The following is a 15362-nucleotide window of genomic DNA, read 5'->3' as shown; positions in this document are numbered from 1 at the left end:
CAGAGCGCCGCGTACACGTTCAGCCCGCCTTCGCGAACGACGTGCCGGCCAAAGCCGCGGGCGTGGAGGCGTCCGACCGGGGCTGCCACGACTCGAAGACGCTGTACGCCACGACCCGCTCCGCTGCGGAGAAGAGGGGATTGCAGCTCGTCATCGTGAGGATGCGGTCCCCCGCTTGCGCGTCGGGGGCCTGCGGCACCTCGTTGAGTACGTCGACTCCGGTGGGCTTCACGTACTCGAGTGTACGGAAGCGGTACGTGTACCAGCCGTCCTGCGTCTCGACCACGATGGCGTCGCCGACGCGCAGGTTCGTGATCTGGTTGAACGGCTTGCCGTAGGTGGTGCGGTGCGCGGCGACCGCGAAGTTGCCCACCTGTCCGGGCATCTGCGTCTCCCTGTAGTGGCCGACCTTGCCGAGGTTGAGGACGTCCGCCAGGCCCACTCCCGTGGCTACGGGCACCACGTAGTCCGGCCCGAAGCGCGGGATGTAAATGTTGCCGAAGTCGGTGGCGTTGGACGCAGGTGCGGCCGTGATGACCGGGTCGCCCGGGGCCGCGGGCGACGCGGTCGGGTCCGGCGTGGCCTCGGGGGCGGGTGCGGCCGTCGCCCACGAACGGCTGTTCTCCAGGGCCTGGTCCCGCTGGCCGCTGCTCACGACGATGTCGTTGAACCACAGCTGCCATCCGAGGAACAGCATGATGAGGACGCCTGCGGTGAGGAGCAGCTCGCCGAAGACGCCGACGGTCCCGAGGATGGCGTCCCCGCGTCGCGCCCGCCGCCGCGTGGCGCGACGGGATGGGGCGGGGTGCGGTGCGCTCATGTGCCGATTGTAGGCGGCGGGGATGCGCGGTCACCCCCTGCCGGGTCCCCGTGGGATGCGGGAGGCTCCCGGGGCCGGTGGAGGAGCATCCCGCTAGAATCTCCGCATGGCCCGCGACAAGACGACGAGACCCTCCCGCCAGGAACGCGTGCGGGATGAGGACGCCCCGAACCCGGTGTGGTTCAAGCCCATCATGTTCGGCTTCATGCTCGTGGGCCTGGCCTGGCTCATCGTGTACTACGTCAGCCTCAACGCGTTCCCCATCCCCGACCTCGGCGTCGGCAACATCCTCATCGGCTTCGGCCTCATCCTGGTCGGCTTCCTCATGACCACCAGGTGGCGCTGACCGCTCCCGCCCCCTGACGAGCCCGTCGCCATCTCCGGATGGCGGCGGGCTCTTCTCGTGCTGCCGCCTCGGCCGTCCTCCCACGTCGTTGTCCACAGCTGCTCTGTGCACAACCGTCCCCACATGTGGACAACGCATCGGAAGCGCTCGTGCGGGCCCACCGGCCGTGGCGGTTACCGCGCGCGCCCCACGGGACGGGCGATCGGAGCCGCGGAGCTCCTCTGTCCCCGAGAGCGGATCCCGCACCGCGCTCGGGAAATGACACGCGTGTAACTATCCCCACTGTGGAGGAGCCTGTGGATAACCATCCGGCGGCCCTGCAGCAGGACGCGTCGAGCCGAGGCCCGACGGACAGAGCCAGCGCGGTGCCCGCACCCCTCCGCTCAAGCAGGGCGGGACGAAGACCCTCAGAACGTGACGGGGAAGAGCGCGGCGGCGGCCACGATCGCCACGGCCAGGCCGGCGAGCGATCCGACCTGGATGCCCGGCCGACGGGCGTCGCGCGTCCTGAGGAGCGCCAGAGCCACCACGGCGCCGGTCACGAGGCCGCCGACGTGGGCCTGCCAGGAGACGCCCTGGATCACGAAGCCGAGGAGGAGGTTCACCGCGATGACGCCGAGGAGCGGGCCGACGTTGCCGCCGAGCTTGCGCGCGAGGACGAAGTACCCGCCCATGAGCCCGAAGATCGCTCCCGAGGCCCCGACCACGGCCTGGAGGGGCTCCCCCATGGTCGCGCCGATGACCTCCACGGCGAGGGATCCGCCGAGCGCGGAGATCAGGAAGAGGGCCAGGAACCGGGCGCGTCCGAGCATGGGCTCGAGGACGCGGCCGAAGACGAACACCGACAGCATGTTCAACAGGATGTGGAAGATGCTCGACGAGGAGTGCGTGAAGGCGCTGGTGAGCATGCGCCAGGGTTCGTAGTCACCCGACGCCATGCTTCCGTAGACGGGCGCGAACCACAGTGCCCGCGTGACGGTCTCGCCGAGGATCGGCAGCACCTGGAGGATCCAGACCACGGCGCAGACGGCCATGATCGCGTAGGTCACGACGGGACCCGAGCTCCGGGTAATCCGCGTGACGAACGGCGCCCGGGAACGAGGAGCGGTGCGACGCTGCTCCTTCATGTCCTCGGGGCAGATCACCCCGACGGCGGCCGGCGTCTGGCACTCCGGGCAGATGGTCCGCCCGCATCGCTGGCACAGCACGAAGCTCTGCCGGTCGGGGTGCCGGTAGCAGCGGTCGGCCGCCGTACGGGGTGAATCGGTCATCAGACCTTCTCGACGGTGACGCTCTCGATCACGACGTCCTCGCGGGGGCGGTCGCGGCCGTCGGTCGCGACGGCGTTCAGCGCGTCGACGACCTTCTTGGACGCGTCGTCGGCGACCTCGCCGAAGATGGTGTGCTTGCCCTGGAGCCACGTGGTGGGCGCCGTGGTGATGAAGAACTGCGAGCCGTTGGTGCCGCGGCCGCCCTGGGTGCCGGCGTTCGCCATGGCGAGGATGTACGGCTTGGAGAAGTCGAGGTCGCGGCTGATCTCGTCGTCGAACTGGTAGCCGGGACCGCCGGTGCCCTGGCCGAGCGGGTCGCCGCCCTGGAGCATGAAGTCCTTGATGATGCGGTGGAAGACGACGCCGTCGTACAGCGGGTCGTTCGACTTCGTGCCCGTCTGGGGGTGGGTCCACTCCTTCTCGCCGGAGGCGAGGCCGACGAAGTTCTCGACGGTCTGGGGCGCGTGCGACCCGAAGAGGTTGAGGACGATGGTGCCGTGGTTGGTCGTCATGGTGGCGACGTGAGTGTGCGCAGACATGGAGCAATGGTCTCACGGCGGAGCTGGGACTCGGCGGACGCACAGGGTCCGCCGTGTTTGCCCGCAGAGGCACCCGTGCCAGACTGGGGATTCCTGGCGATATCACACCGATGGAGGTCCCCTTGGGTCTGTCACGCAAGAACAAGAAGGAGTTGGCGAAGCTCCGCACCCACGCGGCCGCCGTCCTCAAGGAGCAGCGCGAGGTCCTCGACCGGGCCAACGTCGTCGTGGCCGAGGCCGCGCACACGGCTCGCAGGCTCTCCGACCAGCACGTCGTCCCCGCCGTCAAGCGCGGCGTCGACGACCACATCCGTCCCGGCTACGAGGCGGGCGCCGAGCGCGCGCGCGCCGCCGCCGACTCCGCGTACAAGGGCTTCACCCACACGGTCCTCCCGGCCGTCGCCGGTGCCGCCGGATCCGCGGTCGCCGCGACCGAGGGCATCCGCAACAGCAAGCAGGTCAAGGACGCCATGAAGAAGGCCGGCAAGGTCTCCTCCAAGGCGCAGGAGTTCGGGAAGCACTACGTCGACAACGGCCGCTCCTACGTCGGTCGCTACGTGCCCCAGGTCGCACCGGCGAAGAAGGGCCTCGGCTTCGGCGGAGTCGCCCTCATCGCACTGGGCGTCGTCGTGGTCGGTGGCGTCGGCTACGCCCTGTACCAGACGTTCCGTGCCGACGACGACCTGTGGATCGCCGACGACGAGCCCGAGGCCGTCTCCACCACCGCGAAGGACCAGCCCTCGAGCTGATCCGCGCGGCGACAGCACGACGAAGGCCCGGCCACCGAGAGGTGGCCGGGCCTTCGTCATGCGGGCGTCGTCTCGACACCGGTCGACCGCCGGCTCGCCGGCGTCACGAGCCGGATGGAGCCGTGACTGCGAGGAGGCGAGGGCCCGGATCCGGGCGGAATGTGGAGTCACGGGGAATCGAACCCCGGACCTCCTGCTTGCAAAGCAGGCGCTCTACCAATTGAGCTATGACCCCGAACGGCGAGACCCGCATCGCGATGCCCTCGGCCGACTCGATTCCCGCCAGGCCCCCGGATCGTGCTGATCCGGGGGTGTTGGTGGGGATACCAGGATTTGAACCTGGGACCTCTTCATTATCAGTGAAGCGCTCTAACCAACTGAGCTATATCCCCATCGGGCAGGACTACGTTACCGTACGCCTGCCCGTTTCTCCCAATCGGCTACGCGTTGGTGAAGCCGACGAGGACACCGCCGGTGATGCGCACGCTGAGGTTGTAGAGCAGCGCGGCGACGGCACCGAGGACGGTGCCGACGACGATGTTGAGCACGGCCACCACGATGGCGAATCCGAGGACCTGGCCCAGGCCGAACACCTGCTGGAGGGAGAAGTCCGCGGATCCGGACACCTCCTGGAAGAGCTGGTCGACCGTGCCGAAGACGTTGGTGGTCTGCAGCACGACGTAGATGAGGAACGTGGCCACGACGGTGATGATGCCGAGCACCACCGAGAAGAGGAACGCGAGCTTCAGCGCCGACCAGAAGTCGACGTACACGAGCTTCAGACGCACCTGCTTGGTGGTGGTCGCTCGCGAGGACTTCTTCGCGAGCTTCTCGGCGACACTACTCATCGGGGGTTTCCTTCCCAGCAGCGGTACCCTCGGACGCGTCGGGCGCAGCTTCGGGGACCACCAGGTTGCGTTCGGAGTTCTTGGCCAGTGAGATGATCCTGTCGTCGTCCGCGAAACGGGCGAACACGACACCCATGGTGTCTCTGCCCTTCGCCGGGACCTCGGCCACGGCAGAGCGTACCACCTTGCCGCTGGCGAGCACGACGAGGATCTCGTCCTCCTCGCCCACGATCAGGGCTCCCGCGAGGTCGCCGCGGGCATCCTGCAGCTTCGCCACCTTGATGCCCATGCCGCCACGGTTCTGGACGCGGTACTGGTCGGCGGCGGTGCGCTTCGCGAAGCCGCCCTCGGTGACCACGAACACGAAGCCCTGGTGTCCGACGACCGAGGCGCTGAGCAGCGTGTCGTCGCCGCGGAAGGTCATCCCCTTCACACCGGAGGTCGACCGCCCCATGGGACGCAGCGCGGAGTTGTCGGCGGAGAACCGCAGCGACATCCCCTTGCGGGAGACCAGCAGCAGGTCGTCGTCCTCGTTCACGAGGAGGGCGGACACGAGGGCGTCGCCGTCGCGGAGGTTGATCGCGATGATGCCGCCCGTGCGGTTGGTGTCGTACTCGGTGAGCGCGGTCTTCTTCATCAGCCCGTCGCGGGTGGCGAGCACGAGGTACTGCGCGACCTGGTAGTCGCGGATGTCGAGGACCTGCTGGATCTCCTCGTCCGGCTGCATGGCGAGCAGGTTGGCGACGTGCTGGCCCTTGGCGTCGCGGCCGGCCTCCTGCAGCTCGTACGCCTTCGCCCGGTAGACCCGGCCCTTGTCCGTGAGGAAGAGGAGCCAGTGGTGCGTGGTGGTGACGAAGAAGTGCTCGACCACGTCGTCCGCGCGGAGCTGCGCGCCGCGCACGCCCTTGCCGCCACGGTGCTGGCTGCGGTAGTTGTCGATGCGCGTGCGCTTGATGTACCCGCCACGCGTGACGGTGACCACCATCTCCTCCTCGGGGATGAGGTCCTCCATGCTCATGTCGCCGTCGAAGCCGAGCATGATCTCCGTGCGCCGGTCGTCACCGTACTTGTCGGTGATCTCCTGCAGCTCGGTGCTGATGATCTCCCGCTGCACGGACGGCGTCGCCAGGATGTGCTTGTACTCGGCGATGCGCTCCTCGAGCTCGGCCGCCTGGTCCTGGATCTTCTGGCGCTCGAGCGCGGCCAGCCGGCGGAGCTGCATCTCGAGGATGGCGTTGGCCTGCAGCTCGTCGATGTCGAGCAGCTTCATCAGCCCGCTGCGCGCGACCTCGACCGTCTCAGACCGGCGGATGAGGGCGATGACGTCGTCGAGCGCGTCGAGCGCCTTGAGGTAGCCGCGCAGGATGTGGGCGCGCGCCTCGGCCTCGTTGAGGCGGAACTGCGTGCGGCGCACGATGACGTCGACCTGGTGGTCCACCCACGCGGAGATGAAGCCGTCGAGCGCGAGCGTGCGCGGGATGCCGTCGACGATCGCGAGCATGTTCGCGCCGAAGTTCTCCTGGAGCTGCGTGTGCTTGTAGAGGTTGTTCAGCACGACCTTCGCGACCGCGTCGCGCTTCAGGACGATGACGAGGCGCTGGCCGGTGCGGCCGGACGTCTCGTCGCGGATGTCGGCGACGCCGCCGAGCTTGCCGTCCTTCACGAGCTCGGCGATCTTGATCGCGAGGTTGTCGGGGTTGACCTGGTACGGGAGCTCGGTGACCACGAGGCACACGCGGCCCTGGATCTCCTCGACGGCGACGACCGCGCGCATCGTGATGGAGCCGCGGCCCGTGCGGTACGCGTCGATGATGCCCTTGGTGCCGAGCACCTGGGCGCCTGTCGGGAAGTCGGGGCCCTTGATCCGCTCGAGGAGCGCCTCGAGGAGCTCCTCCCGGTTCGCGTCCGGGTTGGCGAGCAGCCACTGGGCACCCGACGCGACCTCGCGGAGGTTGTGCGGCGGGATGTTCGTGGCCATGCCGACCGCGATGCCCACGGATCCGTTGACCAGCAGGTTCGGGAAGCGCGACGGGAGGATCTTCGGCTCGAGCGTGCGGCCGTCGTAGTTGTCCTGGAAGTCGACCGTGTCCTCGGTGATGTCCCGGACCATCTCCATGGCGAGGGGCGCCATCTTGGTCTCGGTGTACCGGGGGGCCGCGGCGCCGTCGTTGCCGGCGGAGCCGAAGTTGCCCTGGCCGAGCGCGAGCGGGTAGCGCAGGCTCCACGGCTGGACGAGGCGGACGAGCGCGTCGTAGATGGAGGAGTCGCCGTGCGGGTGGAACTGGCCCATCACCTCGCCGACGACGCGGGCCGACTTGAAGAAGGAGCGGTCGGGCCGGTAGCCGCCGTCGTACATCGCGTAGATCACCCGGCGGTGCACGGGCTTCAGGCCGTCGCGCACCTCGGGGAGCGCGCGCTGCACGATCACGCTCATCGCGTAGTCGAGGAACGAGCGCTGCATCTCGAGCTGGAGGTCGACCTGCTCGATGCGGTCGTGCGTCACGACCACCGTGGCGTCGGGGTCGATGATGGCGCCGGGCAGCGAGTCGGACGCGGCGGCGGCGGAGGACGCCGGCGTCACGCCCTCCTGGGGCAGGGCGTCGTCGGTCGACGGCGCCTGCGCGTCGTCCGGGGTCGCGCCCGTGCCCTGCTCGTCGTCCGGAGTGGTGTCGTCGGCCATGGAGGTCCCGTTCAGATGTCGATGGATCGTGGAGTCGGTGCCGGGCGGCGGCGGGCGCTGAGCCCCGCCGCCGCCGCGTCGATCAGATGTCGAGGAACCTGACGTCCTTGGCGTTGCGCTGGATGAAGCTGCGGCGGGACTCGACGTCCTCGCCCATCAGCGTCGAGAAGACCTCGTCGGCGCCGGCGGCGTCGTCGAGCGTGACCTGCATGAGCGTGCGGGTGGCCGGGTCCATGGTGGTCTCCCACAGCTCCTTGTAGTCCATCTCGCCGAGGCCCTTGTAGCGCTGGATGCCGTTGTCCTTCGGGATCCGCTTGCCGTTCGCCTGCCCGTGCGCGAGCAGCGCGTCGCGCTCCGCGTCCGTGTAGACGTACTGGTGCTCGGCGTTCGACCACTTGAGCCGGTACAGCGGCGGCTGCGCGAGGTACACGTAGCCGAGCTCGATGAGCGGCCGCATGTACCGGAAGAGCAGGGTGAGCAGGAGGGTCGTGATGTGCTGGCCGTCGACGTCGGCGTCGGCCATCAGCACGATCTTGTGGTACCTGACCTTCTCGGCGTCGAAGTCCTCGCCGATGCCCGCGCCGAACGCGGTGATCATCGACTGCACCTCGTTGTTCTGCAGCGCGCGGTCGAGGCGGGCCTTCTCCACGTTGAGGATCTTGCCCCGCAGCGGCAGGATCGCCTGCGTCGTGGGGTTGCGCCCCTGCACCGCGGATCCGCCGGCCGAGTCGCCCTCGACGAGGAACACCTCCGACAGCGCCGGGTCCTTGCTCTGGCAGTCCTTGAGCTTGCCGGGCATGCCGCCCGACTCGAGCAGCCCCTTGCGCCGGGTCTGCTCGCGTGCCTTGCGGGCGGCCAGCCGCGCCTGCGAGGCCTGCATCCCCTTGCGGATGATGTCCTTCGCCTGCGCCGGGTTCTTCTCGAGCCAGTCGCCGAGCTGCTGCCCCACGATGCGCTGCACGTAGGCCTTCGCCTCCGTGTTGCCGAGCTTCGTCTTCGTCTGGCCCTCGAACTGCGGCTCGCCGAGCTTCACCGAGATGACGGCGGTGAGGCCCTCGCGGACGTCGTCGCCCGTGAGGTTCTCGTCCTTCTCGCGGAGCAGCTTGTTCTCACGCGCGTAGCGGTTGACGAGGGTGGTGAGCGCCGCACGGAACCCCTCCTCGTGCGTGCCGCCCTCGTGGGTGTTGATGGTGTTGGCGTAGGTGTGGACGCTCTCCGTGTAGGAGGTGGTCCACTGCATCGCGACCTCGAGGCTGATCTTCTTGACTGTGTCCTCGGACTCGAACGCGATGACGTCGGCGTTGACGACCTCGGTCTTCTTCGCCTTCACGAGGTGCTCGACGTAGTCGACGAGGCCGCGCTCGTAGAGGAACTTCTCGGTGCGGTGCTCGGCGCCGTCGACCTCGCGCTCGTCGTGCAGCGTGAGGGCGAGCCCCTTGTTGAGGAACGCCATCTGCTGGAAGCGCGCGCGGAGGGTGTCGAAGTCGAACTCGACGGTCTCGAAGATCTCGCGGCTCGGCCAGAAGGTGATGGTGGTGCCGGTCTCGGTGGATCCCTCGCCCTTCTCCAGCGGCGCGTCCGGCACGCCGATGGTGAAGCTCTGGCGCCAGACGGCGCCCTGACGGCGGACCTCGACGTCGAGGCGCTCCGACAGGGCGTTCACCACGGAGCTGCCGACGCCGTGCAGACCGCCGGAGACCGCGTATCCGCCGCCGCCGAACTTGCCGCCGGCGTGCAGCTTGGTGAGCACGAGCTCGACGGTGGAGATGCCCTCGACCGGGTGGATGTCGACGGGGATGCCGCGGCCATCGTCGACGACGCGGATGCCGCCGTCCTTGCGCATCGTGATCTGGATGTCGCTGGCGAACCCGGCGAGGGCCTCGTCGACGGAGTTGTCGACGATCTCGCTCACCAGGTGGTGGAGACCGCGCGGACCGGTCGACCCGATGTACATGCCGGGTCGCTTGCGCACGGCCTCGAGGCCCTCGAGCACCTGGATCTCGTTGGCGCCGTAGTCGTTGCTCACCTGCTGGCGGGTGATGTGGTCGGAGTCGTTGTGCGTCTCCTCGACCTCCACCTCGTCCGGGGTGGAGTCGTCGGGGAGGTCCTGTGAGGCATCCGATGTCATGAAGTGGTGGCTCCTGCCGCGTCGACGCGCCCCTGCCCGACGGCGGACGCGCGCGGATCACGAGGTGATCCGGGGACCGTCGTCCCTTGGCTGCGGGCGACCCCTCATTCTATCGCAGGAGTACGCTTCGCACCGCCTATCCGGCCGTCTGACGCCTTTTCGCGCCGGGGGTGACCTGATTCGCCTCCCTAGCCGTAGGTATCGCGCGGGCCCCGCCCTGGGATCGACCTGGGGCCCTTTTTCCAGGACGGGGCGTTCGGCCCCTGAAAGCGGATCGACCGGATGCCCGCGTCGGGGAAGCGCTCCGCGATGCGCGTCGTGATCTCCACGCGCATCAGCCGGAGCTGCGTCGCCCACGCCGTGGACTCGCACTCGACAGTGAGGAGGCCGTCCTCGATCCCGACGGGAGAGGAGTGCACGGCGGTCTCCTCGCCGGCGATGGTCGTCCACGCCGCCATGAGCTCGGCCTGCGAGAGCGACGACGTCCAGCCCATCCGCGAGGTGAGCGAGTCCATGACGTTCCCGAGCGAGTCCGGATCCCGGCCGGGCTGGAACGGGGAGCTGCCGGCCTTCTGCTCGCGGCGCTTCCGCGCGGACGGCGAGCGTACGGAGGCGTCCCCGAACACGCGGCGGAAGCGGCGGTAGACCGCGACGGCCTCCGACTCCGGGAGCGGCCCGCCGTCGGCCGCGCGGGGGATCACGCCGGTCCCCCGGTCGCGTCGGTGTCCGCGGGCGCGGATCCGGGTGCGTCGACGATCTCCCCCGCGCGGATGTGCACGGCGTTCGCGGCGAGGTGCGCGGGCACGTCCTCGAACACCGCGGCGGTGATGAGGACCTGCTCGAACCCGGTGACCGCCTCCGCCAGACGGCCGCGCCGCGCCTGGTCGAGCTCGGCGAACACGTCGTCGAGGATCAGGACGGGGTCGCCCGTCTGCGAGTCCCGCCGCAGCAGCTCCGCCGACGCCAGCTTGACCGCCAGCGCGAACGACCACGACTCCCCGTGGCTGGCATAGCCCTTCGCGGGTAACCCGTTGAGGCGGAACAGGACATCGTCTCTATGCGGGCCCACCAGCGTGAGACCCCGCTCGAGCTCCCGCGGGCGCATCCGGGCGATGGCCGAGGTGAACACCGGCACGACGTCCTCCGTCCGCGTGAAGCGGCCGCCGTCGCGCGCCCCGGTCTCGTCGGCGACGTCGTCCTCGCCCGGGTCGTCGGCCAGGATGCTCAGCTCCGGGCGCGCCGACGGGCCGTGGTCGGATCCCGCCACGGCCAGGTATGCCCGTGCCAGCTCGGGCTGGAGCGCCTCGACCAGCGCGCCGCGTGCCGCGATGATCTGCGAGCCGATGGCGACGAGCCGCTCGTCCCAGATGTCGAGCGTGCCGAGCTGGTCGGCCTTCATGCCGCGCGCCCGTGCGGACTTCAGCAGCGTGTTGCGCTGCTTGAGCGCCCGGTCGTAGTCCGACAGCACGCCGGCGAGCCGGGGTGCGCGCAGCACGAGCAGCTGGTCGAGGAGGCGCCGACGGCCGGACGGATCGCCGCGCACGAGCGCGAGGTCCTCCGGCGCGAACAGCACGCTCGAGAAGTACCGCGGGAGCTCCCGCGGCTTCGTCGGCGTGCTGTTGACCTGCGCCCGGTTCGCTCCCGATCGGTTGATCTGCACCTCCACCCGCAGCTCGCGTCCCGCGTGCTGGAGGAGGGCCCGGATCACCGCGGACTCCGCACCCTGGCGGATGAGCGCCTGATCGGTGGAGACGCGGTGCGACCCGAGCGTGCTCAGGAAGCCCAGCGCCTCCACCAGGTTCGTCTTGCCCTGCCCGTTGCTCCCCACGAAGAGGGTCGCACCGGGCTGGAGCTCGACGTCCGCGCGGGTGTAGTTGCGGAAGTCACCCAGGGAGAGGTGACGGACGATCATCCGGTGGTCAGGACTTCTTCTGCACCGAGTGGCCGCCGAACTGGTTGCGCAGCGCCGCGACGGCCTTCATGGCCGGGGAGTCCTCCTGGCGGGAGGAGAAGCGCGCGAAGATCGACGCGCTGATCGCGGGCATCGGGACGGCGTTGTCGAGCGCCTCCTCGATGGTCCAGCGGCCCTCGCCCGAGTCCTGCACGAAGCCCTCGATGTCCTCGAAGCCCGGGTCCTCCTTGAGCGCCTTGACCAGGAGCTCGAGCAGCCAGGAGCGCACGACGGTGCCGCGCTGCCATGCCTCGAACGTGCCCGTGACGTCCTTGATGATGTCCTTGCGCGCCGCGAGGAGCTCGTAGCCCTCGGCGAACGACTGCATCATCGCGTACTCGATGCCGTTGTGGACCATCTTCGCGTAGTGGCCCGCGCCGGAGTCGCCCACGTGGACGAAGCCCTCCTCGCGAGGGCCCTCGGGACGCAGCGCGTCGAAGACGGGCATCGCGCGCTGGACCTGCTCGGCCGGGCCTCCGACCATCAGGCCGTAGCCGTTCTCGAGACCCCACACGCCGCCGGAGACGCCGGCGTCGACGAAGTCGATGCCCTGCTCCTTGAGGAGGCCGGCGTGGGCGAAGTCGTCGGTGAACTTGGAGTTGCCGCCGTCGATGACCAGGTCGCCGGGCTCGAGGATCCGGGCGAGGTCGCCGACCACGTTCTGCGTGACCTTGCCGGCCGGCACCATGACCCAGACCAGGCGCGGAGCGGGAAGCGCGTCCGCGAGCTCCTGGAGCGTGGCCACGTCCGAGACGTCCGGGTTGGTGTCGTACCCGGTCACCTCGATGCCGTTCTTCTCGAGGCGCGCGCGCATGCGAGCGCCCATCTTGCCGAGTCCGACGAGTCCGATGTGCATGTTCTCTCCTTGGTCGCGGTCTAGCGCAGCAGCAGGTTGGGCTGCAGCAGGTACCGGTAGTTGTCTGCCCCAGCCTGGTCCTTGGACGACTGACTCGTGATCAGCACGGGACCGGGCTTGTTCGGGTTGTCCGTCTTCGTGAACGAGAGGCGGACGAACTCGGAGTGGACGGCGCCGAGGCCGTCCAGCAGGAACTGCGGCTTGAGCGAGACCACGGTGTCCACGCCGGTGAGGAGGGCGTCGATGCTCTCCGATGCCTGCGCGTGCTCGGAGCCGATGGCCTCCAGGGTGAGGCCGTCGATGGTGAAGGTGAAGCGGAGCGCCGCCTCGCGCTCGAGGACGAGCTGGACGCGTCGCGTCGCCTCGATGAGGTCGGCGGTGTTGATGACGGCGTAGTTGTCGACCGTCTCGGGGAACAGGCGCTTGACCGGCGGGAAGTTGCCGCGGATCAGCAGCGACGTGACGGTCTTCCTGTCGGCGCTGAACGCGATGAGCTGGCGGTCGTCCGTGTCCGTGATGGCCACGGAGATGGTGCCGCTGTGGCCGAAGGTCTTGCCGATCTCCTGCAGCGTCCGGGCCGGGACGAGCGCGGTGCGGCTGGTGCCGTCCGTGGTCGAGTCGCCGCCGTCCCAGTCGATCTCGCGCACCGCCACGCGGTAGCGGTCGGTGGCGATGAGGCCGAGGCTCGTCTCCCCCACCTCGAGCTGCACGCCGGTGATCACCGGGGTCACGTCGTCGCGGGAGGCGGCGACGGCGACCTGGGACACGGCGGCCGCGAACTGCTCCGCCGGCAGGAGCCCCGACTGCTCGGAGATCTGCGGCAGCGTCGGGTACTCCTCGACGGGCATGCTCAGCAGCGTGAAGTGCGCGGATCCGCACGAGACGGTGATCTTCGACTCGTCGGTGGTGAAGCGCACAGGGGCGTTCGGGAGGCGGTTCGCGATGTCGGCGAGCAGTCGGCCGGAGACGAGCACACGACCGGCTTCCTCGATGTCCGCCTGGATCTGCGTGCGCGCCGACACCTCGTAGTCGAACGACGACAGCGTCAGCCCGTCCTCGGTCGCCTCGATCAGCACACCGCTCAGGATCGGGAGGGTCGTGCGCTGCGGCAGGAGCTTGACGGCGAAGGACACCGCCTCGCTGAAGACGTCCCTGTTGACTTGGAACTTCACGTTGTGGACCCCTCGATGAGCGGAAGATTTGTCGGTCAATGCTAGCCGTGCCGACGAGGGGGCCAGCGCCCCGAGGTCCATCCACACCCTGAGGTTCTTGGGCGACATCCAATGAAGGGTTTAAGGATCAATAGTCTTAACCGCTGTGGAATCTGTGGACAACTCCCGGAGACCCCGCGGTTGAGAGGGAACTACACGTCTGGAAGTTGTGGGACGGGTGTGGAGCCGCCTGGGGACTCGGCGGATCGTCGCCGCGACGCGATCGCCGGTTCCACAGGCCGGTCGGTCGAACCCACATCGCGGACGGCGGTTCTCCACAGTTATCCACACCCTGTACACACTGTGGGGAACGGCTCTTCGACCGCATCGGGAGGTCGGGAACACGTCGATCGGTCCGAGGAAGGCGTCCCTGCTTCCCTCGACGGAGCTCGTTCACGCCGTCTGGAGACGGACGAAGGCGCTGGACAGTCCGCTGAAGAGCGCGCGAAGAAGGGGCCGGACCTCACGGTCCGACCCCTCGTACGCGCTCGTCAAGCCGCCACCTCGACGCGGAGGCGGCGGCACGGCGTCACATCTTGCCGTAGCGGTGGTTCTGCTTGATGCGGCTCGTCAGCTCGGTGACCTGGTTGTAGATGGACCGCCGCTCCTTCATGAGCTCGGTGATCTTCTTGTTCGCGTACATGACCGTGGTGTGGTCGCGGTTGCCGAACAGCTGGCCGATCTTGGGCAGCGACAGGTTCGTGAGCTCGCGACACAGGTACATGGCGATCTGGCGGGCGGTGGCCACGGCCTGCGAGCGGGACGATCCGTACAGGTCGTCGACCGTGAGCTTGAAGTAGGCCGCGGTGTGGTTGATGATGTCGACCGGCGCGATGACGTTGTCCTCGTCCAGCGTGATCAGGTCCTTGAGCACCGTCTGCACCAGCGACAGGTCGACGGGCGTCTTGTTGAGGCTCGCGAACGCCGTGACCCGGATGAGCGTCCCCTCGAGCTCCCGGATGTTCGAGGTGACCTTGGTGGCCATGTACTCGAGGATGTCGTCCGGGACCTGCAGCTTCTCGCTCTGCGCCTTCTTGCGGAGGATGGCGATGCGGGTCTCCAGGTCCGGCGCCTGCACGTCGGTGATCAGGCCCCACTCGAACCGCGACCGCATCCGGTCCTCGAAGCCGGTCAGGTGCTTCGGCGGCAGGTCGCTGGTGATGACCACCTGCTTGTTGTGGTCGTGCAGCGTGTTGAAGGTGTGGAAGAAGGCCTCCTGGGTGGAGTCCTTGCCCTGGAGGAACTGGATGTCGTCGATCAGCAGGATGTCGTTGTCGCGGTAGCGCGACTGGAACAGCGACGAGCGGTTGTTGGCGATCGAGTTGATGAAGTCGTTGGTGAACTCCTCGGAGCTGACGTACCGCACGCGGATGCCCGGGTAGAGGCTGATGGCGTAGTGGCCGATGGCGTGGAGGAGGTGCGTCTTGCCGAGACCCGAGTCGCCGTAGATGAAGAGCGGGTTGTACGCCTTGGCCGGGGCCTCGGCGACAGCGACCGCGGCGGCGTGGGCGAACCGGTTGGATCCGCCGATGACGAACGTGTCGAAGCCGTACTTCGGGTTGAGCCGCGAGTCGCCTCGAGAGGGAGAGGCGGGCAGACCCGGGTTGTCCGCCGGCGCCGTGATGGTGGGCGTCTCGATGTACGGCTGCTCCGTGGCCGGTTCGGGATGCTGGGCGAAGGCGTCCTGCGCGATCTCCGGGTTGACCACGATCGCGAAGTTGCTCACCCCGGCCGTCTCGTCGAGCGAGCCGATGGCGTTGAGGAGGGGGACGCGGATGCGCTGCTCGAGCATCCCGCGGGTGAGGTCGTTGGGCACCTCGAGGTAGAGGGTGCCGGTCATCACGCCCTTGGGCTCGACCAGGCTGATGAAGCCGTGCAGCTGCGGGGTGATGCGGTCGTCCGCGGTGAGCGCGGCCAGCACGTTCTGCCAGATCGCGTGCGTCGGGTCGGAGCGGTCGGACAT

The 15362-nt window shown here is 68.7% G+C and carries 13 protein-coding genes and 2 tRNA genes; 2 read left to right on the top strand and 13 right to left on the bottom strand.

Translation table 11 applies throughout. The features are described from left to right. Window positions 1-19: 19 nt before the first annotated feature. The gene (locus tag ACU4ZT_RS00075) at window positions 20-820 is read right to left on the bottom strand and encodes a class E sortase (protein ID WP_063070910.1); all 801 of its coding nucleotides are present in this window, start codon (window positions 818-820) and stop codon (window positions 20-22) included. Between the two features lie 106 nt (window positions 821-926). On the opposite strand from ACU4ZT_RS00075, the gene ACU4ZT_RS00070 reads away from it, so the two are divergent. Continuing rightward, window positions 927-1166, top strand: coding sequence for a cell division protein CrgA (locus tag ACU4ZT_RS00070; protein WP_015488825.1), 240 nt, complete (start codon window positions 927-929; stop codon window positions 1164-1166). A gap of 407 nt (window positions 1167-1573) precedes the next feature. Here ACU4ZT_RS00070 and ACU4ZT_RS00065 read toward each other — a convergent pair whose 3' ends face one another. Both ACU4ZT_RS00065 and ACU4ZT_RS00060 read right to left on the bottom strand, forming a co-directional pair. After that, window positions 1574-2437 carry a rhomboid family intramembrane serine protease gene (locus tag ACU4ZT_RS00065; protein ID WP_270980945.1) on the bottom strand — a complete coding sequence of 288 codons (864 nt, stop codon included), beginning with the start codon at window positions 2435-2437 and terminating at the stop codon, window positions 1574-1576. Next, window positions 2437-2976, bottom strand: a complete 540-nt coding sequence (locus ACU4ZT_RS00060) for a peptidylprolyl isomerase (RefSeq protein ID WP_414763844.1) — start codon at window positions 2974-2976, stop codon at window positions 2437-2439. Before ACU4ZT_RS00060 ends, ACU4ZT_RS00065 begins: the two co-directional genes overlap by 1 nt. A gap of 122 nt (window positions 2977-3098) precedes the next feature. Here ACU4ZT_RS00060 and ACU4ZT_RS00055 point away from each other — a divergent pair, with 122 nt between their 5' ends. Continuing rightward, complete coding sequence (locus ACU4ZT_RS00055) at window positions 3099-3725, top strand: hypothetical protein (RefSeq protein WP_254654470.1); 627 nt, start codon at window positions 3099-3101, stop codon at window positions 3723-3725. A 162-nt stretch (window positions 3726-3887) separates the two neighbouring features. On the opposite strand, the gene ACU4ZT_RS00050 is transcribed toward ACU4ZT_RS00055, so the two are convergent. The 10 genes from ACU4ZT_RS00050 to dnaA all read right to left on the bottom strand — a co-directional run bounded on the left by ACU4ZT_RS00050 (window position 3888) and on the right by dnaA (window position 15362). Further along, window positions 3888-3960 (bottom strand) — tRNA-Ala (locus ACU4ZT_RS00050). Window positions 3961-4040: 80 nt separating this feature from the next. Next, window positions 4041-4117, bottom strand: a tRNA-Ile gene (locus ACU4ZT_RS00045). Between the two features lie 48 nt (window positions 4118-4165). Continuing rightward, window positions 4166-4573, bottom strand: a complete 408-nt coding sequence (locus ACU4ZT_RS00040) for a DUF3566 domain-containing protein (RefSeq protein ID WP_063070914.1) — start codon at window positions 4571-4573, stop codon at window positions 4166-4168. Next, window positions 4566-7253 (bottom strand): DNA gyrase subunit A, encoded by a 2688-nt coding sequence (gene gyrA / locus ACU4ZT_RS00035; RefSeq protein WP_254654471.1) that lies wholly within the window; start codon window positions 7251-7253, stop codon window positions 4566-4568. The genes ACU4ZT_RS00040 and gyrA overlap by 8 nt, the downstream gene beginning before the upstream one ends. A gap of 82 nt (window positions 7254-7335) precedes the next feature. Beyond that, window positions 7336-9381: a DNA topoisomerase (ATP-hydrolyzing) subunit B gene (gene gyrB / locus ACU4ZT_RS00030; protein ID WP_254654472.1), complete on the bottom strand. Its 2046-nt coding sequence runs from the start codon at window positions 9379-9381 to the stop codon at window positions 7336-7338. Between the two features lie 188 nt (window positions 9382-9569). Further along, window positions 9570-10082: a DciA family protein gene (locus tag ACU4ZT_RS00025; protein WP_063070915.1), complete on the bottom strand. Its 513-nt coding sequence runs from the start codon at window positions 10080-10082 to the stop codon at window positions 9570-9572. Continuing rightward, window positions 10079-11293, bottom strand: a complete 1215-nt coding sequence (gene recF, locus ACU4ZT_RS00020; RefSeq protein ID WP_063070916.1) for a DNA replication/repair protein RecF — start codon at window positions 11291-11293, stop codon at window positions 10079-10081. The genes ACU4ZT_RS00025 and recF overlap by 4 nt, the downstream gene beginning before the upstream one ends. Before the next feature lie 7 nt (window positions 11294-11300). Beyond that, a complete protein-coding gene (gnd, locus tag ACU4ZT_RS00015; protein WP_063070917.1) occupies window positions 11301-12188 on the bottom strand; it encodes a phosphogluconate dehydrogenase (NAD(+)-dependent, decarboxylating) in 888 nt (295 codons plus the stop codon). 20 nt (window positions 12189-12208) lie between these two features. Next, window positions 12209-13360: a DNA polymerase III subunit beta gene (gene dnaN / locus ACU4ZT_RS00010; protein ID WP_063070918.1), complete on the bottom strand. Its 1152-nt coding sequence runs from the start codon at window positions 13358-13360 to the stop codon at window positions 12209-12211. A gap of 568 nt (window positions 13361-13928) precedes the next feature. Further along, complete coding sequence (dnaA, locus tag ACU4ZT_RS00005; protein ID WP_063070919.1) at window positions 13929-15362, bottom strand: chromosomal replication initiator protein DnaA; 1434 nt, start codon at window positions 15360-15362, stop codon at window positions 13929-13931.

It is taken from the genome of Clavibacter davisi (assembly GCF_052751415.1).
The sequence above is the reverse complement of the archived record's forward strand: the minus strand, read 5'-3'. Positions and strand labels throughout refer to the sequence as shown.